Raw genomic sequence first — 25,677 nt, 5'->3', positions numbered from 1 at the left:
ACGGTCGTTGCCCACCCTGCGGCGCTGCGCCGAAGGGACGATCTTGAGGGTGGGTTGTGGGAGGCGCGACCTCGCGGCACTACGGGCCGCAGGCCCGCCACGGAGCGAAGAGCTTCGCCCCGAGGTCGGGCCTCCCACAGGATGAACGTGGCGCTCAGCCGGCGACCAGCACGCGGATCGCTTCCAGGCGCAGAGCGGCCTTCTCCAGCAGGGCCAGGCCCTGTTCGCGTTGCTGGCGCAGGCTGTCCAGCTCGCTGTCGCGCACGCTGGGGTTGACCGCGCGCAGGGCTTCCAGGCGCGCCAGCGCCTCGTCCTGCTCGGCGGCGAAGCGGCGTGCGGCCTCGGCGACGCGCTCGGCATGGCGGGGGGCCGCCTTGCTTTCGCCGATGGCGATCAGCTTGCTCAACTGATCGCGCTGGGCCTGGACGAACTTGTTGGCGCTCGAGCGCGGCACGCTCTCCAGCTGGTCGTGCAGGGTCTCGAAGCTGACCCGCGAGGCCATGTCGTTGCCGTTGGCGTCGAGCAGGCAGCGCAGCGCGGCCGGCGGCAGGTAACGGCCGAGCTGCAGGGCGCGCGGCGCCACCACCTCGCCGACGTAGAGCAGTTCGAGCAGCACGGTGCCGGGCTTCAGCGCCTTGTTCTTGATCAGCGCCACCGAGGTGTTGCCCATCGAGCCGGAGATCACCAGGTCCATGCCGCCCTGCACCATCGGGTGCTCCCAGGTGAGGAACTGCATGTCCTCGCGGGCCAGCGCCAGGTTGCGGTCGTAGGTGACGGTGACGCCCTCGTCGTCGCCGAGCGGGAAGCCGGCGTCGAGCATCTTCTCGCTGGGCTTGAGGATCAGCGCGTTTTCCGAATGGTCCTCGCTTTCGATGCCGAAGGCGTTGAACAGCGCTTCCATGTAGATCGGCAGGGCGAACTCGTCGTCCTGTTCGAGGATCGCCTCGACCAGCGCCTCGCCTTCGCCGGCGCCGCCGGAGTTGAGTTCGAGCAGGCGGTCACGGCCGCTGTGCAGCTCGGTTTCCAGGCTTTCGCGGGCCGCCTGGCCTTCGCCGAGCAGCTGCGCCCACTCGCCGTCGTCGCCGGCCTCGAGCAGCGGCAGCAGGCGCGGGCCGAACTGGTGCTGCAGGGCGTTGCCGGTCGGGCAGGTGTTGAGGAAGGCGTTCAGCGCCTGGTGGTACCACTGGAACAGGCGCTCCTGGGCGCTGTTTTCCAGGTAGGGCACGTGCAGCTGGATGGTGTGCTGCTGGCCGATGCGGTCGAGGCGGCCGATGCGCTGCTCGAGCAGGTCCGGGTGGGCCGGCAGGTCGAACAGCGCCAGGTGGTGGGCAAACTGGAAGTTGCGGCCCTCGCTGCCGATTTCCGAGCAGATCAGCACCTGGGCGCCGAATTCCTCGTCGGCGAAGTAGGCGGCGGCGCGGTCGCGCTCGAGGATGCTCATGCCTTCGTGGAACACCGTGGCCGGGATGCCGGAGCGCACGCGCAGCGCCTCCTCCAGGTCGAGGGCAGTCTCGGCGTGGGCGCAGATCACCAGTACCTTGACCTTCTTGAGCATCTTCAGGGTGTCGATCAGCCACTCGACGCGCGGGTCGAAGCGCCACCAGCGCTGGCTGTCGTCGCTCTCGTCCTCCTGCTGCGCCTGATAGCCGACTTCCGGGTAGAGGTCGGCATGCTCGCCGACCGGCAGCTCCAGGTACTCGGCCGGGCTGGGCAGCGGGTAGGGGTGCAGCTGGCGCTCGGGGAAGCCCTGCACCGCGGCGCGGGTGTTGCGAAACAGCACGCGGCCGGTGCCGTGGCGGTCGAGCAGCTCGCGGACCAGGCGTGCGCGCGCTTCCTCGTCGCCGGCCTCGACGCTGGCCAGCAGCTCGTCGCCCTGGTTGCCGAGGAAGCCGTGGATCGCCGCGCGCGCCGCGCTGGACAGCTTGCCGTGGTCGAGCAGCTCCTGCACGGCTTCGGCCACCGGCTGGTACTGGGCGCTCTCGGCGCGGAAGGTCTCCAGGTCGTGGAAGCGGTCCGGGTCGAGCAGGCGCAGGCGGGCGAAGTGGCTTTCCAGGCCGAGCTGTTCGGGGGTGGCGGTGAGCAGCAGGACGCCGGCGATGTTGGCGGCCAGCTCCTCGACCAGGCGGTATTCGGCGCTGGCGCCTTCCGGATGCCAGACCAGATGGTGGGCTTCGTCGACCACCAGCAGGTCCCACTCGGCGTCGAGCACGGCCTGCTGGGCGCGCACGTCCTCGCGCAGCCAGTCGAGGGCGACCAGCGCCAGCTGGCAGTCCTCGAACGGATTGTCGGCGTCGCTCTCGATGAAGCGCTCGGCGTCGAACAGGGCGACCTGCAGGTTGAAGCGCCGGCGCATTTCCACCAGCCACTGGTGCTGGAGGTTTTCCGGTACCAGGATCAGCGCGCGGCGGGCGCGGCCGGACAGCAGCTGGCGGTGCAGGATCAGGCCGGCCTCGATGGTCTTGCCCAGCCCCACCTCGTCGGCCAGCAACACGCGCGGGCTGGCGCGGTCGGCGACTTCGCGGGCGATGTGCAGCTGGTGGGCGATCGGCTGAGCGCGGGCGCCGGACAGGCCCCACAGCGAGGACTGCTGCAGGCGGCTGCTGTGCTCGAGGCTCTGGTAGCGCAGGGCGAACCACGGCAGCGGGTCGATCTGCCCGGCGAACAGGCGGTCGCTGGCCAGGCGGAACTGGATGAAGTTGGACAGCTGGGTTTCCGGCAGGGTGCGGGCTTCGTGCTCGCCGTTGAGGCCGTGGTAGACCAGCAGGCCGTCGACGTCCTCGACTTCCTGCACGGTCAGCTTCCAGCCCTCGAAGTGGGTGATCTCGTCGCCGGGCGAGAAACGCACGCGGGTCAGCGGTGCATTGCGCAGCGCGTACTGCCGGGTATCGCCGGTCGCCGGATAGAGAACGGTGAGGAGTCGGCCGTCCTGCGCGAGGATGGTTCCCAGCCCCAGCTCCGCCTCGCTGTCACTGATCCAGCGTTGCCCCGGTTGATACTGCGCCATGCATGTCTCCAGACACGAAAAGATGAATGCGGCATTTTAGCGGAAGCGTGCCGGGCAGGCCAAAGACAACCGCGGGCTGGTCATGGCCGGCGCAACTGCGCATCATGGAATGACCGACGGAGTCTCCGTCGCCCGCCCAGTCCATCCACCGCCGCAGGAGCGCTGCCATGAGTGACGAAACCCTGGTCGACTTCGCCGCCGAGCGCGAGCGGCGCATCCACGACCTGCACGAGAAGCGCCTGCAGGACATGCGCCAGGCGTTCGAGCAGGCGCTGCCGCTGACCGCGAAGAAGAAGAGCAAGGCCCGCGGCAAGCCGAAGAAGCGCTGAGCCCGCTCGCCGGCCGGTGTCCGCCCTGGACGCGCCGCGCCGTCCATGACCGTTATCGACCCGCCTGTGCAGGGGCGTGCGCGCACGCGCCCATCATCGGCGGAGGCTGCCGCGTTCGCCAGCCCGTGCTTCCGTTGATCTGCGTCAGGATTTGCCTGCCTTCGCCGGCAAGGTCGTGGGTGCCTGTTGATCCGGGTCAATTTCCCGGCCGAGCGCATGGGTATTCTGGCTCCAACAGCAAGACAGCGCGGAGAAACAAACCATGTTTATGGATGAAGTAGTAATCGCAGGCATCGTAATCGTGGTGTTGACTGCCGGCTTCTTGGGAGGTTTTGGATATTTCGTCTGGAAGGACGCACAGAAAGGCAGCAAGAAGTAGCGCCGATCCTTCCCGATACACGAGCACGCAAGGCATTTAAGGCGACTTCGGTCGCCTATTTTTTTGCCTGCAGAAAGTCCCTGAACGGCACAACGCCCGCAATTGCGGGCGTTGTCGTGTCTGCCGTAGCGGGTTCAGCCCACGCTGATCGGCGGCAGTTCGGTCAGGGCGATGCTCAGCTTGTCCTGCGGCGCCATGACCTCGGCCTCGCCATCCACCACGGCCTTGCCCTGCTGGTTGAGTACCCGGGTGGCGATGCGCACGCGGTTCTTCGGCAGCTTCTCCAGCACTTCCAGCTCCACGGTCAGCGCGTCGCCGAGCTTCACCGGGCGGGTGAAGCGCAGGTTCTGGCCGAGGTAGATGGTGCCCGGCCCGGGCAGGGTGCAGGCGATGGCCGCGCTGATCAGCGCACCGGTGAGCATGCCGTGGGCGATGCGCTCCTTGAACTGGGTGGTGGCGGCGTATTCGGCATCCAGATGCACCGGATTGCGGTCGCCGGAAACCTCGGCGAACAGCTGGATGTCGCGCTCTTCCACGGTGCGCTGATAGGTGGCCTTCTGGCCGACCTGCAGTTCAGCGTAGGGGGTGTTTTCTACCAGACTCATGGATTCTCCTGGCTCATCGAGTGGCTAGCGTTCGCGTGTCTGGGGGCAGCGAGTCCTGCCCGGGGCGAACGGCTGGCAGGATACGGTACAGACTCGCTGCTGACGACCGCTACATCGGGTGCTGGGGCCGGCCAGGCAGTGCAAGCTGTGACCGACTTCCCCTGCGGCCCGGCCCGCCGCTGGTTGGCGCTGGCGGGGAGCTGTTATCCTCGACCGGCACCCGCCGGGCCCGCGCTGCTTGCGATGCGCGCCGGTGCGGGCCATACATAACAAAGCGCCACGGCAGGCGAGGGAGCGCGGACTCGTGTTCCCGCTGCGGTCGACAGGCGCAGTCGCTCGGGGGAGTCGCGATGACCGAAAACTTCTGGACGGACAAGTACCCGGCAGGCGTCGCAGCCGAGATCGATCCCGACCGCTATCCGCACATCCTCGCGGTGCTGCGCGAATCCTGTCAGCGCTTTGCCGACAAGCCGGCCTTCAGCAACCTCGGCCGCACCCTCAGCTACGGCGAACTCTATGAACTGTCCGGTGCCTTCGCCGCCTGGCTGCAGGAGCACACCGATCTGGCCCCCGGCGATCGCATCGCCATCCAGTTGCCCAACCTGATCCAGTTTCCCATCGCCATGTTCGGCGCCCTGCGCGCGGGGCTGGTGGTGGTCAACACCAACCCGCTGTACACCGCGCGGGAGATGGAGCACCAGTTCAACGACTCCGGCGCCAAGGCCCTCGTCTGTCTGGCCAACATGGCGCACCTGGCCGAGGAGGTGCTGCCGCATACCGGCGTGCGCCGGGTGATCGTCACCGAGGTCGGCGACCTGCTGCCGCCGCTCAGGCGCTGGCTGGTCAACGCGGTGGTGCGCTACGTGAAGAAGCTGGTGCCGGCCTACCACCTGCCGCAGGCGGTGAAGTTCACCGAAGTGCTGGCGCGCGGCCGTGGCCGGCCGCTGCGCGAAGCCGCGCCGCAGCCCGGCGAGGTGGCGGTGCTGCAGTACACCGGCGGCACCACCGGGGTGGCCAAGGGCGCCATGCTCACCCACCGCAACCTGATCGCCAACATGCTGCAGTGCCAGGCGCTGATGGCCGACAACCTCGGCGAGGGCTGCGAGGTGCTGATCACGCCGCTGCCGCTGTACCACATCTACGCCTTCACCTTTCACTGCATGGCGATGATGCTGATGGGCAACCACAACGTGCTGATCACCAACCCGCGCGACCTGCCGGCGATGGTCGGCGAAATGGCCAGGTGGCGGTTCAACGGCTTTGTCGGCCTCAACACCCTGTTCGTCGCCCTGTGCAACAACGAGGCGTTCCGCCGTCTCGACTTCTCCGGGCTGAAACTGACCATCTCCGGCGGCATGGCCCTGCAGCAGACCAGCGCCGAGCGCTGGAAGGAAATCACCGGCTGCGCCATCTGCGAAGGCTACGGCCTCACCGAAACCAGCCCGGTGGTGGCGGTCAACCCGCGCCAGCACAACCAGCCCGGAACCATCGGCATTCCGGTGCCATCGACCCTGTGCAAGGTGATCGACGAGGCCGGCAACGATCTGGGCCTCGGCGTACCCGGCGAGCTGTGCGTCAAGGGGCCGCAGGTGATGAAGGGCTACTGGCAGCGTGCGGAGGCCACCGCCGAGGTGCTGGACGCCGACGGCTGGCTGAAGACCGGCGACATCGCGGTGATCCAGCCCGATGGCTACATCCGCATCGTCGACCGCAAGAAGGACATGATCCTGGTCTCCGGCTTCAACGTGTATCCCAACGAGCTGGAGGAAGTGCTGGCCAGCCTGCCGGGGGTGCAGATCGGCGCCGCCATTGGCGTGCCGGACGAGAAGACCGGCGAGGCGGTCAAGCTGTTCGTGGTGCGCAAGCCGGGCGCCGAGCTCAGCGCCGAGCAGGTGCTGGCGCACATGCGCGCCAACCTCACCGGCTACAAGCTGCCGCGCCAGGTGGAGTTTCGCGACAGTCTGCCGACCAGCAACGTCGGCAAGATCCTGCGCCGGGAGCTGCGCGACGAGGAGTTGAAGAAGCGCACGGCGGCCTGAGTTGCAGTCGGTCTACGGGATGCTTGGTGCTGCCGTGAGGCCGGTTCGCGCCAGGAGCGTTTCCAGCTCGCTCAGCAGCTCTCGGGTCGCCGGTGTCGGCGTACTCGCCCAGATGGCGAAGACCCTGCGCTTGGGCGCGTCGCAGACGGGTATGCGCGTCAGGCCGTCAAAGGTGGCGGCGGTGCTGGTGGGCGCGAGTCCGATCGCCATGCCGCCGCGGACGAAACGCGCCATCAGGTCAATGTGGCTGATCTCGAAGCGAACCCGGTGGGGCAGGCCGAGGGCAGCGAAGGCCTCGTCGGTCTGTTGGCGGGCGCTGCTGCCGGCGGGAAAGTCGACCAGCGGCAAATACTGGATCTCCTCGAGATGCAGGCGCTCGCGGCCCGCCAGCGAGTGGCCGGGGGGGAGGACCGCGACCAGCTCTTCTTCGGCCAGCAGGCGTTTTTCGACGCCCTCCAGTAGCGTGCTGGCCGGCACCCCGATGAACGCCAGATCGATGCTGCGCTTGCGCACGGCCTCCAGCAGGATCTCGCTGTGCTCCTGACGCAGGGCGATGTCGATCTGCGCGAAGCGGGTGTGGAAGGCCGCCAGCAGTTGGACGATGTCGAACAGGTCGAGCGAAGAGATCATCCCGACCGTCAGGCTGCCGCGCACCTCGCCGGCTACCGCGGCGACCGCCGCCGGAATCCGCCGCGTGGCCTCCACCGCCAGGCGCGCCTGCTCCAGCAGCGCCTCGCCGGCGGCTGTCACCAGCACCTGCCGTGGCCGGCGCTCGAACAGGCGCGTGCCCAGCTCCTCCTCCAGGCGGGCGATCTGGTGGCTGAGTGCCGACTGCACCACGTTGCAGCGCTCGGCAGCACGGGTGAAGTTGCCTTCCTCGGCGACGGCAATGGCGAATTCGAGCTGCTTGAGGTTCATGATTTTAATCTTGTTATGCGATTGCAGTGATCTTAACAATTCATTTCTGTCATTACAGCGTCGGGCCGATACTGCCTCCCCACCCTGCGAGGCCGACGCGATGCACGCACACCCAACCCCCTCTCTGAGCCGCTGGCTGGTCCTGCTGATGGCCTTCGCCACTGGCGTGGCGGTGGCCAGCAACTACTACAACCAGCCGCTGCTACAGACTTTGGCCGAGCAGTTCGACCTCTCCTATGCCAAGGCCGGCATGCTCGTCACCACCGCTCAGGTCAGCTATGCCGTCGGCCTGATCCTGCTGGTGCCGCTGGGCGACTTGCTGGAGCGACGGGGGCTGATCGTCGGCATGGCCCTGGTGGTCGCCGGCGGCCTGTTGCTCAGTGCGCTGGCGCCCAGCTTTACAGTGCTGCTGCTAGGCACCGCGCTGGCCGGGATGTTCTCGGTGGTCGCCCAGGTGCTGGTGCCTTTCGCGGCAACCCTGGCCGCGCCGCACGAGCGCGGCCGGGTGGTCGGCACGTTGATGAGCGGCCTGCTGCTGGGCATCCTGCTGGCGCGCACGGTGGCCGGCACGCTGTCCGCGCTGGGCAACTGGCGCAGCGTGTACCTGCTGGCGGCTACGGTGATGACGATCACCGCACTGGCCCTGTGGTTCGCCCTGCCGCGCTATCGTCACCCGGAGCGCATCGGCTATCCGCGCCTGCTGGCCTCGGTGGCCCAGTTGTTCCGCGACGAGCCCGAATTCCGTCTGCGCACGCTGCTCGGCGGCCTGAGCTTCGCCATGTTCGCGATGCTCTGGACGCCGTTGGCCTTCCTGCTGTCGGCCGAGCCCTATGGCTATTCCGACGGGGTGATCGGCCTGTTCGGCGTGGTCGGTGCGGTCGGCGCATTGGCCGCCAGCCAGGCCGGGCGCATGGCCGACAGCGGGCGTGGGGCGCAGGCCACCAGCCTGGGTTTGCTGCTGCTCGCCCTGTCCTGGTTGCCGCTGGGCTTCGGCGACACTTCGCTGGCGGCTCTGCTGCTTGGCGTGGTGGTGCTCGACCTGGCCGTGCAGCTGACCCACGTCAGCAACATGAACCAGGTCTACCGGCTGCGCCCAGAGGCGCGCAGCCGTATCAACGCCGGCTACATGACCGGCTACTTCATCGGCGGTGCGCTGGGCTCGCTGGCTTCGGCGGCGCTGTTCGAGGCATACGGCTGGGCCGGGGTGTGCAGTGCCGGCGCGGCGCTGGGCGTGGTGGCACTGGGGATCTGGCTGGCGCTCGGGCGGCGCGGCGTCGCGCTGGCCGCCGACGCCGAGGGCTGACCCGCTGGCGAGCAAATCTGCGACAATCGCCGCCCCCTGAATAGCAAGCCGACTCCCGCCCGATGAGTGATGCCACGCCCGCCTTCGACCAGCTGCTGAAGAACCTCGACCAGGCGCTGATCGCCGACCGTCATCGCCTGCGCCGCCAGCTGCACGAGCTGCGCAAGCAGTCGGGCACGCCAGCGTGGGATGAGACCAGGCTGGCGCAGTGGCTGGAGCGCTTCCAGGCATCCGCCGCCAAGGTCGAGGCGCGCCTGGCCAGCGTGCCGCGCATCCGCTACGACGATGCGCTGCCGATCGCCGCGCGCCGCGACGAGATCAAGGCGGCCATCGCCAAGCACCAGGTGGTGGTGATCGCCGGCGAGACCGGCTCGGGCAAGACCACCCAGCTGCCGAAGATCTGCCTGGAGCTGGGCCGCGGCAGCCACGGCCTGATCGGCCACACCCAGCCGCGCCGCCTGGCCGCGCGCAGCGTGGCGACCCGCGTCGCCGAGGAGCTGGGCACGCCGCTTGGCGAACTGGTCGGCTACCAGGTGCGCTTCGAGGACCAGAGCAAGGACAGCAGCCTGGTCAAGCTGATGACCGACGGCATCCTGCTCGCCGAGACCCAGCACGACCGCCACCTCGAGCGCTACGACACGATCATCGTCGACGAGGCCCACGAACGCAGCCTGAACATCGATTTCCTGCTCGGCTACCTGAAGACCCTGCTGCCGCGCCGCCCTGACCTCAAGGTGATCATCACCTCGGCGACCATCGACCTCGAGCGCTTCTCCAAGCACTTCGGCGGGGCGCCGGTGGTCGAGGTGTCCGGGCGCACCTACCCGGTGGAAACCTGGTACCGGCCGCTGACCGCCGAGGTCGACCCGGACGGCAACCGCGTCGAGGAAGACCTGTCGGTCGATCAGGGCATCCTCGCCACCCTCGACGAGCTGGCCGCCCACGAGCGCAGCGTCGGCCAGCGTCCCGGCGACGTGCTGGTGTTCCTCCCCGGCGAGCGCGAGATCCGCGACTGCGCCGAGGTGCTGCGCAAGGCCAACCTGCGTCACACCGAGATCCTGCCGCTGTATGCGCGCCTGACCCCGGCCGAGCAGCAGAAAATCTTCCAGCCGCTGTCCGGGCGCAAGATCGTGCTGGCCACCAACGTGGCGGAAACCTCGCTGACCGTGCCGGGCATCCGCTACGTGATCGACAGCGGCACCGCGCGGATCAGTCGCTACAGCTACCGTTCCAAGGTCCAGCGCCTGCCCATCGAGGCGGTGTCGCAGGCCAGCGCCAACCAGCGCAAGGGCCGCTGCGGCCGGGTCGAGCCGGGTATCTGCGTGCGCCTGTACGCCGAGGAGGATTTCCTCGCCCGCCCCGAGTTCACCGATCCGGAGATCCTGCGCACCAACCTCGCCGCGGTAATCCTGCAGATGCTGCACCTGCGCCTGGGCAGCATCGAGGACTTCCCGTTCATCGAGCCGCCGGAAGGCAAGGCGATCAACGACGGCTTCAACCTGTTGCAGGAGCTGTCGGCGGTCAACCGCGAGGGCCAGCTGACCCCGCTGGGCCGCCAGCTGGCGCGCCTGCCGATCGATCCGCGGCTCGGCCGCATGCTGCTGGAAGGCGCCCAGCAGGGCAGTCTCGCCGAAGTGCTGATCGTCGCCAGCGCGCTGTCGGTGCAGGACGTGCGCGAGCGCCCGGCCGACCGCCAGCAGGCCGCCGACCAGGCCCACGCGCAGTGGAAGGACGTCGACTCCGACTTCGCCGCGCTGATCAACCTGTGGCACGGCTTCGAGGAACAGCGCCAGGCGCTCGGCTCCAGCGCCCTGCGCAGCTGGTGCCGCAAGAACTTCCTCAACTATCTGCGCCTGCGCGAGTGGCGCGACGCCCACCGCCAGCTGCTGCTGACCTGCCGCGACCTCAAGCTGGCGCTGAACAAGGCCGAGGCGCCGGAGAGCGCGGCCAAGCCGACTGCGGCAGCCAAGGTCAGCGGCGAGCTGGACCAGCGCGCCCGTCAGGCGGTCGCCGCCCAGGGCGAGCGCCAGCAGGTGGCGCAGTCGCTGAAGAACTACGCGGCGGTGCACAAGGCGATCCTCGCCGGTCTGCTCAGCCAGGTCGGCCAGAAGGCCGAGGAGGGCGACTACCTCGGCGCCCGCCAGCGGCGCTTCTGGATCCATCCGTCCAGCGCGCTGTCGCGCAAGCGCCCGCAGTGGATCATGGCCGCCGAGCTGGTGGAGACCACCAAGCTGTTCGCGCGCATGGTGGCGAAGATCGAGCCGGACTGGATCGAGCCGCTGGCGCCGCACCTGGTCAAGAAGAACCACCTCGAGCCGCACTGGGAGAAGAAGCGCGGCCAGGTGGTGGCCTTCGAGCAGATCACCCTCTACGGCCTGATCGTGGTCGGCCGCCGTGCGGTGCACTACGGGCCCATCGATCCGGCAGCGGCAAGGGAGCTGTTCATCCGCGAGGGCCTGGTGCGCGGCGAGATCAACAGCCGCGCCCGGTGCCTCTCCGCCAACCGCCAGCTGCTGGACAAGCTCGATGAGCTGGAAGCCAAGGCGCGTCGCCGCGACATCCTCGCCGACGAGGAAACCCTGTACGCCTACTACGACGCGCGTCTGCCGGCGGACATCTACCAGACCGCCAGCTTCGAGACCTGGTACAAGCGCGAGAGTGCGAAGAACCCGCAGCTGCTGATCATGCGCGAGGAAGACGTGCTGGCCCGCGAGGCCAGCGAGATCACCGCGCAGCAGTACCCGGACAGCCTGAGCATCGGCCGCCTGCAGCTGCCGCTGGCCTACCACTTCGAGCCCGGCCATCCGCGTGACGGCGTCACCCTGCGCGTGCCGGCGCCATTGCTGCCGCAACTGCCGGCCGAGCGCCTCGACTGGCTGGTGCCGGGCCTCCTGGAAAGCAAGTGCGTGGCGCTGGTGCGCAACCTGCCCAAGGCGCTGCGCAAGAACTTCGTGCCGGTGCCGGACTTCGTCGGCGCGGCACTGGCCAAGCTGGCCTTCGGCGAGGGCTCGCTGCCCGAGGCGCTGGGCCGCGAGCTGACCCGCATGACCGGCGCCCGTGTGCCGGAAGAGGCCTGGGCGGACGCCGCCGCCCAGCTGGAAAGCCACCTGAAGATGAACATCGAGGTGGTCGATGCGCACGGCAAGTTCCTCGGCGAAGGCCGCGACCTCGCCGAACTGACCGCGCGCTTCGCCGAGGCCAGCCAGGCCGCGCTGGCGCTACCGGCGAGCAAGGGCGAGGCCAGGCCGGTCGCCGCCCGCGACTTCGCCGCCGTCGAGGCGCAGACCCAGCAGAAGATCGCCGGCCTGTCGCTGACCGTCTACCCGGCGCTGGTCGAGGAGGGCGGGGTGGTCAAGGAAGGTCGCTTCCCGACCCAGATGGAGGCCGAATTCCAGCACCGTCGCGCCCTGCAGCGCCTGCTGCTGCAGCAGCTGGCCGAGCCGGCCAAGTACCTGCGCACCCGCCTGCCGGGGCTCACCGAGCTGGGCCTGCTGTACCGCGACCTGGGTCGCGTCGACGCGCTGGTCGAGGACATCCTGTTGGCCAGCCTGGACAGCTGCATCCTCGAAGGGCAGAGCCCGCTGCCGCGCGACGGCGCCGCGCTGGCCAGCCTCGCCGAACAGAAGCGCGGCGGCTGGACCGAACACGCCGAGCGCCTGGCCAAACTGACCCTGGAAATCCTCAAGCTCTGGCATGGCTTGCAGAAGCGCTTCAAGGGGCGCATCGACCTGGCCATGGCCGTCGCCCTCAACGACATCAAGGCCCAGCTCGGCCACTTGGTCTACCCCGGCTTCGTGCGCCAGACCCCGGCCGAATGGCTCAGGGAATACCCGCGCTACCTCAAGGCCATCGAGCAGCGTCTGGACAAGGTCGGCAGCCAGCTGCAGCGCGACCGCGTGTGGAGCGGCGAACTGGCCGGCTACTGGGAGCAGTACCAGACGCGCCTGAAGAAACACCAGCAGGAAGGCAAGCGCGACCCCGAGCTGACCCTGTACCGCTGGATGCTCGAGGAGTACCGGGTGTCGCTGTTCGCCCAGCAGCTGGGGACCCGGATGGCGGTGTCGGACAAGCGCCTGGGCAAGCAGTGGGCGGCGGTGGAGTCCTGACGGCCCGCCACATGCCGTGGCCGTGACCCGATCGTTCCATCGCTCGGCGTGGGAATGCAGTCCGGGACGCTCCGCGTCCCTGGCACAGAGATAGGTGCAGGGCGCAGCGCTTGCCTCACCCCGGCCTGCTGGGTTATTCGCCTCGCCCTTTCCATTTGCCGTGCCTCCGATTGGCGGGGCAGCAACGCCTCCAGCCTGCGGCAAATGGCCTGCCCACCAAATTGACCTCCTTCCCGACGCGAACTAGCGTTTTTGAAGCGCACACCAGCGTATGCCCACTGCGCTCATCGTGCGGCACGTGACAGGCACCGGGATCTCATCCGGTCAGGCCGGTCCGCCGGACGCGGCGAGGCCCTTTCCCGTGTGCCTTGACGCGGCGGGAAAGGGCTCCGGCTTGGCGCGCAGTGGGTTTTCACAATCAACGAGGTGCACCATGAAGCTTGGCCAATCAGTCTCAACCGCTTTGCCGACAACCGAACCGCTCGTGTTCTTCAGCAAGACGTGGAAGGCATTGATCGCCACTATCATGAGCGTCTTTCTGGCATTTTCAGCAAGCACTGCCGTTGCCGCGGAGGCGGCAGTGCTCAGCAAGGAGGCGCATGCCGCCCTGCAGTCGCTGTATGCGGACGTACCAGCCGCCAAGGCGCTGGGCGAGCGGGCGCAGGCGATCCTGGTTTTCCCGAGCATCACCAAGGCGGGGCTGGTGGTCGGCGGTCAGTACGGTGAGGGTGTGCTGATCCGGGGCGGCAAGACCGTCGGCTACTACAGCACCGCCGGGGCCTCCTATGGCCTGCAGGCCGGCGTGCAGAAGTATGGCTACGCGATGATGTTCATGACCGACGCGGCGTTCCAGGCGTTCAGCAAGGCGGAGGGCTTCGAGGTGGGGGTCGGCCCGACCGTGGTGGTCGTGGACGAGGGGATGGCGCGCAACGCCACTACAGCAACCATGAAGGAAGACATCTATGCCTTCGTCTTCGGCCAGAAGGGGCTGATGGCGGGGATCGGCATCCAAGGCACCAAGATCACCAAGATCACCAAGTAGTTGTCTCGTTTCCCCGCGCCCGGCAGGGGGAGGTCACGCGCTGTCGGGCGCAGGGAAATCGATCTCGGCTGATCTTCCTTCAGCGAGCGGTGTCCAGTGTGACGGGGCGGTCAGGGCCGGGCGATCTCGACCATGTCCGGAGTTACCTCGATCACCCTTACCTGCTCCGGCTCCTGCGCCAGCAGGGCCTTCTTCGCCACCGCGTAGCAATCGTCGACATGGGCGTTGCCGAGCAGCTTCATCGCGCCGAAGCTGATCGAGGCGGCCAGGGCCTGGCCGAGGATGGGCACGAACTTGGCCACCGTCTTGGTGGTGACGCGGATGCCGACGCGCTGGAGCGTCTGCATGACCAGCTGCTGGGTCACCCATTTGCCGATCATCTTGTTGCCGAGGCTGGTGGCGCCGATCAGGATCACCCGCTTGAGCTTCGGGTCTAGGCCCTCAATCTGCTCGGGGGCGAGGCCGAACTTCTGGTTGATCGCCGGGATCAGTTCGACCAGCAGGGCGATGTCGGCGCCCAGGTCGAGGCCGGGGATCGGCAGCACCGCCGCCCCGGCGGACAGGCCGGCGCGCCTGGTGACCATGGCCTTGCACTCGTCGCGCAGGGCGTCCAGTTGTTCGAGGGTACGGGGCAGCATGCTTCTCTCCGGTCTTGTCACGCGTCTGCGCGCGGGTCAGCTCTGCGGGACGGCTTCCCCGGCGACTTCCACCCGGTTGCGGCCCAGTTGCTTGGCCCGGTAGAGGGCGAGGTCGGCCTGATGAATCAGGCTCTCCGGTGTGTGCCGGGGGGCATTGCTAGTGTGGATCAGTCCCGCGCTGGCTGTGAAGTGTACGACCTCGCCCGAGTCGGTGGGGGTGGTCAGCTCGGCGATGGCCTGGCGCACCCGTTCGGCCAGTTGCCGGCTCTGCTCCAGGTTCATTCCCGGCAGGATCAGGGCGAACTCCTCACCGCCGTAACGGGCGGCGAGGTCGCCCGGGCGTCGACTGAAGCGGCGTAGCACGCCGGCCAGCTGGCGCAGGCAGTCGTCGCCGAACAGATGGCCGTAGCGGTCGTTGAGCGCCTTGAAGTGGTCGATGTCGATGAGGATCAGCGCCAGGTCTTGAGCGTGGCGGCAGGCGCGGGCGTGTTCGACGGCGAGCACGTTGTCGAAATGGCGCCGGTTGCTCAGGCCGGTCAGGCCATCCTGCTGGGACAGCTGCATCAGCTCCTGGTTGACGTGCTGCTGCTGGCGGGTCATGTCGCTGTACTGGCTCACGCTCTGGCAGATGGTGTCCAGTTCATGAAACAGGGTGCGCCCCGGCAGATGGACCGTTTGCCTGGTGTTGAGTTGTTCCAGCGCCTGGGTGCAGTGCAGGATCGGCCGCAGCAGGAAGCGCTGGAAGGCGTAGAGCATGGCGAGGGTGATGGCGCCGAACAGCAGCATGGTCAGCAGGCCGTAGTGACGGACCTGGTTCGCTTCCTTCTCGACGGCCATGGCGATCTGCTGGGTCTTGAGCGCCGTGTCGGTGTTGAGGGTGGCGGCCAGTTGCTTCTGCTGGCCGAGGGCCTGCTGGTAGGTCTGGCCGACCTGGGTTTCCAGCGCCTGCAGTTGGGTGAAGCGGCTCTGCAGCTCGGCGAGGGCATTCTTCGCAGGCCCGGCCGGGAGGCGGGTCTGCAACTGGTCGGCTTCCTGGCGCAGGGCCTGCCAGTCGGTACCGATCAGGCCGAGCCGGGTGCAGGAGGCGGCGAAGCGGGCGCTGTCGTCGGAGATGGCATCGTCGCGTAGCAGGGCGCCGGCTAGGGTCTGCACCTCATGCAGGGTGGCGCGCTGGCTGTCGCGCAGGCGGGCCAGAGTCTGGATGTCGAGGAGGATCCGTGTGGCCTGGGCTGCCAATGCATTGCCCGGCTCGAAGGCGAAGCTGTCGAGCAGCACCTGGGCTTGCAGGCGGCTGCTGCGCGCCACCTGGGCATCGTTGCTCCAGTAGAGCGTCTGGATGAAGCCGTAGAGCTGCTCGGTGCGCTGGGTGTTGTAGCGCCAGCGGGTCAGGTCGGGCAGATACTCGTCGCGCACCTGGTTGGCCTTGTCGACGATACCGCCGAGCAGGGGCAGAGACAGCCAGACGGCCAGGCTGAACAGCAGCAGGCCGCTCAGCCCCAGCCGCACGGTGGTAGCCAGGCGGGGGCGGAAGTGCGCGTGCGGGGGCGGGTGAGTCATGCGCGATGGCCCTCAGTAGATGCTGAAGGGAAAATAGTGGCGGTTGATGCGATCGTAGATGCCATTGAGGCGGATGGCTTCCAGCGCGCGGTTGACCCGACTCAGCAGACGGTCGTTCTTGCGCACGGCAATGTGCGCCTTGCTGCTCAGGGTATCGCCAAGCAGGGGCGGGCCGATGAAGTCGTAGCCGGTCGCCCTCGGCTGCTGGAGGAAATCGAGCAGGTTGATGGTATCGGCCAGCACCAGGTCGGCCTTGCCGGCCAACAGCATGGCGAAGGCTTCCTCCTGGTGGGCGACCAGCAGCAGTGGGCTCTGCGGATAGCGCTCCCTGGCGAAGGTGGCCTGGATGGTGCCGCGGATGATCGCCAGGCGCAGGCCGGCCAGCGCCCCGGGCGAGGTATCGGCGGCGATGCCGGCCTTGCCGGCGAATACCGAGTGTGACTGGTAGTAGTAGTCGCTGAAGGCGACGCGCTGCTCGCGCTCCGCGGTACGCGCCATGCTGGCGACGATCATGTCCACCTGGCCTGACTCCAGGCTGGGGATCAGCTTGTCCCAGACGATCGCCTGGACTTCGCAATCGACGCGCATCTGCCGGCACAGAGCCTGGGCGATCTCAACGTCGAAACCCGCCAGGCTGCCGTTGTCGGCCAAGTAGCTGAACGGGGCGTAGTTGCCCTCGGTGGCGATCCGCAGGGTTTCGGCATGGGCGCCCCGGACCAGCAGCAGGCCGAGCATCAGCAGGGATAGAGCAGTCAGTCCGGGGCGCATCGTCGAGGTCCTTGTGCGGTTATATGGCTCTCATTGATGGCATTGTAATGCCAGCGCCAGCGCCATGGCATGCCGCCGGCTGACCTGGATCAACCCGGTGTTGCGCAGCAGCCAGGGCAACACGCGCGAGCCGTGTTGGCGAAAGACCCGTGGCTACCTCGGCGTTCAGCCGTGCAGCTCGTCCCGCTCGGTCGCCTCGAAGCGTGTCGGCGTCGAGCCGTCGGCGTTCAGCTGGCGGATCTCGCTGGGCCGGCCGCGCTCGTCGAGGTGCACCTGACCGAGGCCGGCGCCGTTCCACAGGCGTTCGCCACGCTGACTGCGGCTGGGGATGCGCGGGGTGATCTGCATCTTGCGCCGTTTGGTGAACCAGTTGAGCGGCGAGTGCGGCGCGTACAGCCAGCGGTTGAGGCGGTCGAACCAGTCGAGCAGGCGTCGCGGGAATTCGTTCTTGATGCCGCTGCTGGTGATCTGCCAGATGCGCGGACCGCTGTCGCGGTGGCGGATGTGCACCTCGTAGGCGAAGGAGTAGTGCACGTCGCCGGAGAGGATCACGTAGTTCGCCGGGGTGCGCGAGTGGCGGAAGATGTTGAGCATCACCTTGGCTGCGCCGCGGTGAGCCATCCAGTTTTCCGCGTCGACCAGCAGCGGGTAGCCGGCCCAGGTGAACAGGCGCTGGACGATCTCGATCAGCTTGACGCCGAACATCGGCGCCGGCGAGACGATGACCACCGCCGGCTCGTCGAGCAGGGCGTGCTGCAGCTCGCAGAGGGCTTCCCAGTCCATCAGTCCGGAGGGGCGGCTGAGGGTGCTCTCGCTGCGCCAGCGGCGGGTGCGGGTGTCGAGCACCAATAACAGTGGCTGGGCGGGCAGGCTGTAGTGCCAGCGGTTGAAGGCGAGCAGGCGGCCGATGATCGCGTCCTGGGTCTCGGCGATCAGTCGTTGCTGGTGGTCCGGCGCGGCGAGCAGGTCGCGGATCGCCGGCAACTCGGTGGCGAAGGCGTCCGGGCAGTTGCCCCAGCCCTGGCAGAGCAGGTAGCCGAGCAGGGCGTTGCCGACGATACGCCGCGAGAAGGGGTGGCTGTAGACGGTCTGTTCCCAGCGCGCCGAGAGGTTCCAGTCGTCGGTGATGTCGTGGTCATCGAAAATCATCAGGCACGGCAGGTGGGCCATGGCGCGCGCCGCCTGCGGCAGGTCGGCGACGAAGGCTCGGATCAGCGGCTCCTCTGCGTGATAGCGGGCGGTGAGGTGCTCGGGCAGCTCCGGCAGGCGCGGGACGATCAGCCGCCAAGGCGCGGGCGACCAGACCAGCAGGTACATGGCCAGCACTTCGGCGAAGGTGACCAAGTGGTTGTGGGCGTTGGCGCTGGTGAACACCGGCTTCCTGACGCCACCGAAGAAGCGTTCGCGCAGTTCCGCGTTGGCGGTGTAGGCGGGCAGTAGGTCCTCGCGCCGGTAGTAGCCGGCCGGATGGGCGTAGAGCGCCTCGCTGGTGCTGACCGTGGCGCCGTCGAGGTGTTCGCCGTACAGGCCGAGGCGCTCGATCAGCTGGTGGATGGCGGCCAGCATCGGCCCGGCGACGTCGTCGGCGTAGACCTGGTCGCCGCTCAGCATCAGTAATGCGGGGCGTTTGCCAGGCTGTTCGCGGCTGGCTTCGATCAGGACGTCGGCCTGCAGCAGGCCGTCCTTGCTCGGATGGTGCGGCTTGCGACAGGAGCCGTGCAGCAGGTGGTCGAGCCGGCCGCGGCGCACGAAGCTCGGCCGCGTCTGGCCGGGATACAACAGATGCGGCGCCCAGTCGGCGATGGCCAGGGTCGCACCGTCTTCTTCTATAGCTAGATCGTAATAAATGAAGGTGTCGGCCGGCAGCGGCTCGTCCAGCTGCACATCGATCAGGTGCAGGCAAGCGTGGCGGCCGACGGCCAGGTGCTGGCAGCGGGAGTCGTCGAGCGGCAGGTCGAGCTCAACCATGCCGCGCTGCGGATCGTCCCAGGTCAGTTGCAGGCGGGCGTCCAGCGGGCGCGAACCGACCAGCCAGAGCACCAGGCGCCGGGCTTCGAGGCGGCGCAGCAGCGGGCCGGCGAGGACGAGGGGCAGGTCGGCGGTATGAGCTTCAGGCAAGGATAGGGCGTTCATGTTTCACAAATGCGGCGAGTGACCTCGCCTTGGTCAGTGCGACGGGCGTTCGGTTCATTCGCCGTTGCGCTCCGGCGTCAGGGCGATCCAGGCCAGCAGCGGGTAGGCTAGGTAGTGGGCGGCGAACAGCAATTGGCCGGGCAGGCCGGGTTCCTCCTTGAGGTACATCAGCGCCAGCAGGCCGGCATACAGCAGGCCGAGACCGAGAGCGTAGAAGGCGACCAGCGCGCGGCGCTCGACCGGATAGGGTCGCCGGCCGGTGCGCCAGCGAAACACCAGGGCCAGGCCGAACGCAACCAGGGCAGCAACCAGCAGGGTGGCGAACACCCCGCCGACCTTGAGGACGGTGCGTACCAGCAGGTTGACCAGCGAACAGGCGAGGATGGCGCCGAGGGCGTAGTGGCCGAGCTTGGGTGGTCGGGTGGACATGGGAAGGGCTCCGTTCTGCGCTGAGGCGCGTCCTTGACGCTCCGGATGGGGGCGGTCAACAGCATCGTTGCACATATGCGAATTCGGAATGAATAAGTTCCGTTGTAATAAAACTTTTACATATGAGCAACCTGGCTGACACAGTCAGCCGCGAATATTCCCCCCAGATCGAAACGGGCCAGGCCCGCGTGTTTACCAACGTCAAATCGTATAAGGGGAATCCTTGATGATCCGCAAGCACTTCGCCGGCATTGCCGCCAGCGCCCTGGCCCTGGCCGTTTCCGCTCAAGCCGTTGCCGGTACCGTGACCACCGATGGCGCCGATATCGTCCTCAAGACCAAGGGTGGTCTGGAAGTCGCTACCGCTGACAAGGAGTTCGCCTTCAAGGTGGGCGGCCGTCTGCAGGCTGACTACAGCCAGTTTGACGGTTTCTACACGGCGTCTGGCGATACCGAGGATGCGGCCTATTTCCGTCGCGCCTTCCTGGAAATTTCCGGTGTTGCCTACAAGGACTGGAAATACCAGATCAACTATGACTTCGCCCACAACGCCGGCAGCGAAGACAACGGCTATTTCGACGAAGCCTCGATCACCTACACCGGCTGGGATCCGGTACAGATCCGGGTAGGTCGCTTCGATCCGATCTTCGGTCTGGAAAAGGCCACCAGCTCCAAGTGGGTGACCGCTCCGGAGCGCAACGCCAACTATGACCTGATGGACTGGGTCAACAGCCATCAGGATGGTATGGGTATCGAAGTCGTCGGTACCTATGCTGACTCCCTGCTTGGTGCTGTTACCCTGAGTTCCAAGGACAACGGCGACGACAACGGCCAGAGCACCAAGCAGGTCAACCTGCGTGGTGTCTTCGCCCCGCTGCATGAAACCGGCAATGTCCTGCACCTCGGCGCCAACTTCGCCCAGCGCAATGCTGACGACGAGGGCTACGATGGTCGTTTCCGCAGCCGTATGGGTATGCGCGGTGTAGCGACCGAGGGCGGCACCGAAGCCAAGAACGGCAACCGTGCTGCATTCGGCGGCTTTAACAACGCTGATGCAGGTGACTTCGACAAGGATACCGCCTGGGGTGTGGAAGCGGCTTGGGCAACCGGCCCGTTCTCCCTGCAGGGCGAGTACATGCAGCGTACTCTGGAAGCTGGTGATAATGCCGACGTCACTGAAGACATCGAGGCCGACGGCTTCTATGTCCAGGCTGCCTATACCCTGACCGGCGAGGCTCGCGAGTACAAGCTCGGCAAGTTCGACAAGATCAAGCCGGAGAACAAGCAGATCGGTGCTTGGGAAGTCTTCTACCGTTACGATGACTTCACTGTGGAAGACGACAACGGTCTGAGCCTGACTCAGGGCGTCGCCATCCGCGAAATCGGTGAGGTCGACGGCCAGACCCACAACCTGGGTGTGAACTGGTACGCCAACGAGGCTGTTCGCCTGAGCGCCACCTACGTCAAGGTCAAGACCGACGGCATCACCAACGACGCTGGCGACGACGACGGCGACGGCTTCGTGATGCGCGCCCAGTACGTGTTCTAAGCAGTACGCTTCATCCGCAACAGCCCCATTAAAGCCCCGCCTTCTGGCGGGGCTTTTTTTCGTGTGCATGGAGGACCAGACTGTATCGATGACGATCCAGATACTGCACTCCCTTACCCATATGTCCGCTTCCGAGTGGGACAGCCAGCTGCCCGATGCTCAGCCCTTCCTGCGCCATGCCTTTCTGTCGACGCTGGAAGACAGTGGCAGTGTCGCTGTGCGCCGCGGCTGGCAGCCGGCCCATCGATTGCTGCGCGACACGCAGGGAAAGCTGTTGGCTGCGATGCCGGCTTATGTGAAAAACCATTCGCGCGGCGAATACGTGTTCGACTGGGCCTGGGCCGACGCCTGTCAGCGCGCTGGCATCCCCTACTACCCCAAGCTGCTGGCGGCAGTGCCGTTTTCGCCGGTGGCCGGTGCCCGCCTGTTGGCGCGGGACGCGGCGGATGCCGGTCGGTTGCTCGATGGCCTGGCCCTGCGGGTGGCTGGTGAGGGGCTGTCTGGGCTGCATGTGAACTTCACCGATGCCTTCGCCGATGGGGTGATCGCCGGGCGCGAAGGCTGGCTGGAGCGGCTGGGCTGCCAGTTTCACTGGTTCAATCGTGGCTATCGGGATTTCCAGGACTTTCTCGATGCGCTGGCTTCGCGCAAGCGCAAGCAGATGCGCAAGGAGCGCGAGCAGGTGGCGGGGCAGGGCATCGACTTCGACTGGCGCGAGGGCGAGCAGCTGAGCGAGGTGGAGTGGGACTTCGTCTACGCCTGCTACGCCAATACCTATGCGGTACGCGAGCAGCGCCCCTATCTGACTCGCGCCTTCTTCAGTCTGCTGGCCGAGCGCATGCCCGAGGCGATCCGCGTGGTGCTGGCGCGTCAGAGTGGCCGGCCGGTGGCCATGGCGTTCTTCCTGCGGGATGGCGAGTGCCTGTATGGGCGCTACTGGGGCTGCCTGGCCGATTTCGACCGTCTGCACTTCGAGACCTGTTTCTATCAGGGCCTCGATCTGGCGATAAGTCTGGGGCTCCAGCGTTTCGATGCCGGTGCGCAGGGCGAGCACAAGCTGATCCGCGGCTTCGAGCCGGTGCTGACGCGCTCCTGGCACTATCTGCGGCATCCGGGCCTGCGTGCGGCGGTGGCGGATTTTCTTGTGCAGGAACGCGTCGGGGTGCTGGCTTATGCCGAGGAGGCGCGTAAGGCGTTGCCGTATCGGCAGGGGTAGGGCAGTCCAGTGAGCGGGCGAATAAAAAGGCGAAGCCATGGCTTCGCCTTTTTTGTCGTCGATGACCCGACTCGGGATTACAGGCGCTTGGCCGACTCGATCAGTACCGGCTCGACCGGCACGTTCTGGTGCATGCCGCGGTTGCCGGTGCGTACACGGGCAATTTGGTCGACTACATCCATGCCACGCACCACCTTGCCGAATACCGCATAGCCGAAGTCACGACCGCCGTGATCGAGGAAGGCGTTGTCGGCCAGGTTGATGAAGAACTGGCTGGTGGCGCTGTTGACGTCGCTGGTGCGCGCCATGGCCAGGGTGCCGCGCACGTTGTGCAGGCCGTTGTCGGCTTCGTTCTTGATCGGCGCCTGGGGGGATTTCTGCTGCATGTCGGCGGCGAAGCCACCGGTTTGGATCATGAAGCCGGGAATAACCCGGTGAAACTGCACGCCGTTGTAGAAGCCGCTGTCGACGTAGCTGAGGAAGTTCTTCACGCTGACCGGGGCTTTCTCCTCATTCAGTTCGATCTCGACTTCGCCGAGGCTGGTGGTGAGCACTACGTGCGGGGCTTCGGCGGCCAGCAGTACGGAAGAGAAGAGCAGGGTGCTGGCGGCGATGGCGAGTTTTTTCAGCATGCGTGGACTTCCTGTGGTAGTGGATGAGTGAGGTAATTTTGCGTGCCGCGGTGGCGGTTGGATCAGTTGGACCGGTTGGCGCTGCTGCGGTTCATGTCGGTACGGGCGCCGCCGAATTCTGCGCATGCTGAAGCAGCAGGTCGCTGAGAATGCGGGTGGCGGGGCCCATCTGGCGGTCCTTGTTAGGGTAGAGGAAGAAACGCATTTCCCGGCGGGCGCCGTTGCTGAGCGGCAATGGCTTGAGCGTGCCTTCGGCCAGTTCGCGGCTGATCATGTGCTGGGGTAGCCAGGCGAAGCCTAGACCGCTGCTGACGAAGGTGGCGGCGGTCGCCAGGCTGCCGACGGTCCAACGCTGTTCCGCGCCGAGCCAGCCGACGTCACGCTGCTGGCGGCGACCGGAGTCGCGGGTGACGATCTGCAACTGGGTTTCTAGGTCTTGATAGGACAGCTCGCGCTGCAGGCGATGCAGCGTATGGTCGGGGTGGGCGACGGCGACGAATACGACGTTGGCCAGGTCGGTGCCCAACTGGCTGGGAAGGATCAGGCCGCTGATGGCCAGGTCGGCCTTGCCTTCGATCAGTGCTTCCTCGACGCCGGACAGCACCTCTTCGCGCAGCAGCACGCGACAGCCGCGGCTTTGTGGCATGAAGGCGGAGAGGGCGCTGACCACTTGCTGGGTCGGATAGGCCGCGTCCAGCACCAGGTGCACCTCGGCCTCCCAGCCCTGCTCCATGTGATGGGCCAGCTCTTCCAGCTGACTGGCCTGCTTGACCAGTTGTCGCGAACGGCGCAGGAGCAGGGCTCCGGCTTCGGTAAGCACCGCCTTGCGTCCGTCGATGCGCAGTAGTGGCACGCCGAGCTGTTCCTGCATGCGTGCGACGGTATAGCTGATCGATGATTGCGAGCGGTGCAGGGCTTCCGCGGCTTGGGCAAAGCCACCGTGATCGACCACTGCTTGCAGGGTGCGCCACTGCTCGAGGGTCACGCGGGGCGCTTTCATCGCTCTATGCTCCTGTCTCTCGACTCTGTGCGGGGGGGCTTGCATAAAATTACATCAATTCAGATGATTGTTTGTAATAGTTTTTTCGGATTTCTTATCGATTTTTTGCGTTGCGGCCTGCCTTCTCTCGATCAAGTGGATGACATGATCGGGACCAATCCAGATATCCAAGGTTATGGTCGTGGAACGTTGCCGCAGAAGCGTTGAGCCGGCCAGCAGGGAAAACAACTTCTGGGCGATGACTCGCGGTAGTCTATGCGCCAGCGATTTTCATTATTCGAGGTAGGCTGTGTTTGCTGATTACGGTTTGCATGAGCGTTTGCTCAAGGCGTTGTCGACGTTGTCCTTCAAAGAGCCGACCCCGGTTCAGGTCGCGGCCATTCCTCCGGCGCTGGAAGGTCGCGACCTGCGCGTGACCGCCAAGACCGGCAGCGGCAAGACGGCTGCCTTCGTGTTGCCGTTGCTGCACCGCCTGCTGCAGGACAGCAAACCGCAAGCCGGCGCGCGCGTCCTGATCCTGCTGCCGACCCGCGAGCTGGCCCTGCAGACGCTCAAGGAAGTCGAGCGCTTCGCCCAGTTCACCTTCATCAAGGCCGGTCTGGTGACCGGTGGTGAAGGTTACAAGGAACAGGCTGCGGCCCTGCGCAAGAATCCCGAGGTCGTGATCGGCACGCCGGGGCGGGTGCTCAATCATCTCGAGACTGGCAGCCTGAAACTGGGCGACATCGAGGTGCTGGTGCTCGACGAGGCGGATCGCATGCTCGATATGGGGCTCAGCGAGGACGTGCTGAAGATTGCCAAGGCCTGTCCGCAGGAGCGCCAGACCCTGCTGTTCTCGGCGACCGCGGGTGAGCGGGGACTGGGGCAGGTGGCGAGCGCGGTCCTGCGCGACCCGCAGCTGCTGCTGCTCAACCGTCGTGACGACCTGAACGAAAATCTCAAGCAGCAGATCATCACGGCCGACGATGTGCAGCACAAGGAGCGGCTGCTGCAATGGCTGCTGGCGCATGAAACCTTCGAGCAGGCCATGGTTTTCACCAATACCCGTGTCCAGGCCGATCGTCTGGCGGGTGTGCTGCGGGCTTCTGCGGTCAAGGCCTATGTGCTGCATGGTGAGAAGACCCAGGACGAGCGCAAGCTGGCCGTCGAGCGCCTGCGCCAGGGCAGCATCAATGTCCTGATCGCCACCGACGTGGCGGCGCGCGGCCTGGATATTGGAGGGGTCGATCTGGTGATCAACTTCGATATGCCGCGCAGCGGTGATGAGTACGTCCACCGCATCGGGCGTGCCGGGCGCGTCGGTCAGGACGGCTTGGCCATCTCGCTGATCTGCCATACCGACTGGAACCTGATGTCCAGCATCGAGCGCTATCTGAAGCAGTCGTTCGAGCGCCGCCAGATCAAGGAGCTGCAGGGCAGCTATCAGGGACCGAAGAAGCTCAAGGCTTCGGGCAAGGCAGCGGGCAGCAAAAAGAAGAAGCAGGTGAAGAAGTCCGCTGCTGCCACCAAGGGTAGCGCGGGCAGTGGCAAACCTTCGGCCCGCAAGAGCGAGAAGAGTCGCCCGGCCCCGGTTGCCATTGGCGATGGCTTCACTGCACCCAAGCGCAAGAAGCCGGGTGCGGCGGAAGGCTGAAAAAGTATGCGGGGAGGTGTTGACAGCATTTTTCCAAGCTGTATTATTCGCCTCCTCGCTGCAGCGGCCCCCGGGTTGTCTCAGCGGAAGAGTTACGCAAGTGGTTGAGTAGAAAAGAAAATTTCGAAAAACGCTTGACAGGTTGCAAGGCTGCTGTAGAATTCGCGGCCTCGGTTGAGACGAAAGACTTGATCGAAACGCTCTTTAACAAGTTGAATCAAGCAATTCGTGTGGGTGCTTGTGAGATAAGACTGATGGTCGCAAGATTATCAGCGTCACAAGTAGTCTCGTGAATTCATGAGTTTATTTGCGATTGCTGAGCCAAGTTTAGGGTTTTCTCAAAACCCGCAATGATGTGAACTGAAGAGTTTGATCATGGCTCAGATTGAACGCTGGC

General features: G+C 66.3%; 19 protein-coding genes. 9 read left to right on the top strand and 10 right to left on the bottom strand.

The genetic code is table 11. The annotated features are described in order from the left end of the window. Positions 1-154 precede the first annotated feature (154 nt). Positions 155-3,004, bottom strand: a complete 2,850-nt coding sequence (gene rapA / locus BM297_RS12130; protein WP_092431862.1) for an RNA polymerase-associated protein RapA — start codon at positions 3,002-3,004, stop codon at positions 155-157. A 167-nt stretch (positions 3,005-3,171) separates the two neighbouring features. Here rapA and BM297_RS21870 point away from each other — a divergent pair, with 167 nt between their 5' ends. After that, positions 3,172-3,333 carry a hypothetical protein gene (locus BM297_RS21870; protein ID WP_092431860.1) on the top strand — a complete coding sequence of 54 codons (162 nt, stop codon included), beginning with the start codon at positions 3,172-3,174 and terminating at the stop codon, positions 3,331-3,333. A gap of 262 nt (positions 3,334-3,595) precedes the next feature. Then, complete coding sequence (gene ccoM, locus BM297_RS22295; protein WP_280142154.1) at positions 3,596-3,712, top strand: cytochrome c oxidase subunit CcoM; 117 nt, start codon at positions 3,596-3,598, stop codon at positions 3,710-3,712. A 134-nt stretch (positions 3,713-3,846) separates the two neighbouring features. Here the strand turns inward: ccoM and BM297_RS12120 are convergent, their stop codons facing one another. Continuing rightward, the gene (locus tag BM297_RS12120) at positions 3,847-4,317 is read right to left on the bottom strand and encodes a MaoC family dehydratase (RefSeq protein WP_092431858.1); all 471 of its coding nucleotides are present in this window, start codon (positions 4,315-4,317) and stop codon (positions 3,847-3,849) included. A 350-nt stretch (positions 4,318-4,667) separates the two neighbouring features. Between BM297_RS12120 and fadD1 the strand changes: the two genes are divergently transcribed. Next, a complete protein-coding gene (fadD1, locus tag BM297_RS12115; protein ID WP_092431855.1) occupies positions 4,668-6,356 on the top strand; it encodes a long-chain-fatty-acid--CoA ligase FadD1 in 1,689 nt (562 codons plus the stop codon). Positions 6,357-6,368: 12 nt separating this feature from the next. Here fadD1 and BM297_RS12110 read toward each other — a convergent pair whose 3' ends face one another. After that, positions 6,369-7,274, bottom strand: coding sequence for a LysR family transcriptional regulator (locus BM297_RS12110; RefSeq protein ID WP_092431853.1), 906 nt, complete (start codon positions 7,272-7,274; stop codon positions 6,369-6,371). A 100-nt stretch (positions 7,275-7,374) separates the two neighbouring features. Here BM297_RS12110 and BM297_RS12105 point away from each other — a divergent pair, with 100 nt between their 5' ends. The 3 genes from BM297_RS12105 to BM297_RS12095 all read left to right on the top strand — a co-directional run bounded on the left by BM297_RS12105 (position 7,375) and on the right by BM297_RS12095 (position 13,725). After that, positions 7,375-8,577 carry an MFS transporter gene (locus tag BM297_RS12105; protein WP_092431851.1) on the top strand — a complete coding sequence of 401 codons (1,203 nt, stop codon included), beginning with the start codon at positions 7,375-7,377 and terminating at the stop codon, positions 8,575-8,577. Between the two features lie 62 nt (positions 8,578-8,639). Next, positions 8,640-12,683 carry an ATP-dependent RNA helicase HrpA gene (gene hrpA, locus BM297_RS12100; protein ID WP_092431849.1) on the top strand — a complete coding sequence of 1,348 codons (4,044 nt, stop codon included), beginning with the start codon at positions 8,640-8,642 and terminating at the stop codon, positions 12,681-12,683. A gap of 433 nt (positions 12,684-13,116) precedes the next feature. Next, complete coding sequence (locus BM297_RS12095) at positions 13,117-13,725, top strand: lipid-binding SYLF domain-containing protein (protein ID WP_092431847.1); 609 nt, start codon at positions 13,117-13,119, stop codon at positions 13,723-13,725. Positions 13,726-13,835: 110 nt separating this feature from the next. Here BM297_RS12095 and BM297_RS12090 read toward each other — a convergent pair whose 3' ends face one another. From BM297_RS12090 to BM297_RS12070, 5 genes are all read right to left on the bottom strand, one after another. Then, a complete protein-coding gene (locus tag BM297_RS12090; protein ID WP_092431845.1) occupies positions 13,836-14,363 on the bottom strand; it encodes a hypothetical protein in 528 nt (175 codons plus the stop codon). A 36-nt stretch (positions 14,364-14,399) separates the two neighbouring features. Further along, positions 14,400-15,920 (bottom strand): GGDEF domain-containing protein, encoded by a 1,521-nt coding sequence (locus tag BM297_RS12085; RefSeq protein ID WP_092431843.1) that lies wholly within the window; start codon positions 15,918-15,920, stop codon positions 14,400-14,402. Between the two features lie 12 nt (positions 15,921-15,932). Then, a complete protein-coding gene (locus BM297_RS12080) occupies positions 15,933-16,688 on the bottom strand; it encodes a transporter substrate-binding domain-containing protein (RefSeq protein ID WP_217648262.1) in 756 nt (251 codons plus the stop codon). A gap of 165 nt (positions 16,689-16,853) precedes the next feature. Beyond that, complete coding sequence (locus tag BM297_RS12075) at positions 16,854-18,821, bottom strand: alkaline phosphatase D family protein (protein ID WP_092431841.1); 1,968 nt, start codon at positions 18,819-18,821, stop codon at positions 16,854-16,856. Between the two features lie 54 nt (positions 18,822-18,875). Next, the gene (locus BM297_RS12070; RefSeq protein ID WP_092431839.1) at positions 18,876-19,250 is read right to left on the bottom strand and encodes a hypothetical protein; all 375 of its coding nucleotides are present in this window, start codon (positions 19,248-19,250) and stop codon (positions 18,876-18,878) included. 226 nt (positions 19,251-19,476) lie between these two features. Here BM297_RS12070 and BM297_RS12065 point away from each other — a divergent pair, with 226 nt between their 5' ends. Together BM297_RS12065 and BM297_RS12060 are read left to right on the top strand one after the other, a co-directional pair. After that, the gene (locus BM297_RS12065; protein ID WP_092431836.1) at positions 19,477-20,799 is read left to right on the top strand and encodes an OprO/OprP family phosphate-selective porin; all 1,323 of its coding nucleotides are present in this window, start codon (positions 19,477-19,479) and stop codon (positions 20,797-20,799) included. A gap of 88 nt (positions 20,800-20,887) precedes the next feature. Continuing rightward, on the top strand, positions 20,888-22,015 hold the full coding sequence (locus tag BM297_RS12060) for a GNAT family N-acetyltransferase (RefSeq protein ID WP_092431834.1): 1,128 nt from the start codon (positions 20,888-20,890) through the stop codon (positions 22,013-22,015). Positions 22,016-22,092: 77 nt separating this feature from the next. Here the strand turns inward: BM297_RS12060 and BM297_RS12055 are convergent, their stop codons facing one another. Both BM297_RS12055 and BM297_RS12050 read right to left on the bottom strand, forming a co-directional pair. Continuing rightward, a complete protein-coding gene (locus BM297_RS12055) occupies positions 22,093-22,647 on the bottom strand; it encodes a peptidylprolyl isomerase (protein ID WP_092431832.1) in 555 nt (184 codons plus the stop codon). Positions 22,648-22,738: 91 nt separating this feature from the next. Further along, entirely contained in the window at positions 22,739-23,647 is a 909-nt protein-coding gene (locus BM297_RS12050; RefSeq protein ID WP_092431830.1) for a LysR family transcriptional regulator, read from the bottom strand. A 289-nt stretch (positions 23,648-23,936) separates the two neighbouring features. On the opposite strand from BM297_RS12050, the gene BM297_RS12045 reads away from it, so the two are divergent. Next, positions 23,937-25,280, top strand: coding sequence for a DEAD/DEAH box helicase (locus tag BM297_RS12045; RefSeq protein ID WP_092431827.1), 1,344 nt, complete (start codon positions 23,937-23,939; stop codon positions 25,278-25,280). The last annotated feature ends 397 nt before the right edge of the window (positions 25,281-25,677 follow it).

Origin of the sequence: Geopseudomonas sagittaria, assembly GCF_900115715.1 — a bacterium.
GTDB classification, from domain to species: domain Bacteria; phylum Pseudomonadota; class Gammaproteobacteria; order Pseudomonadales; family Pseudomonadaceae; genus Geopseudomonas; species Geopseudomonas sagittaria.
This window is presented reverse-complemented; position numbering and strand designations above follow the sequence as displayed.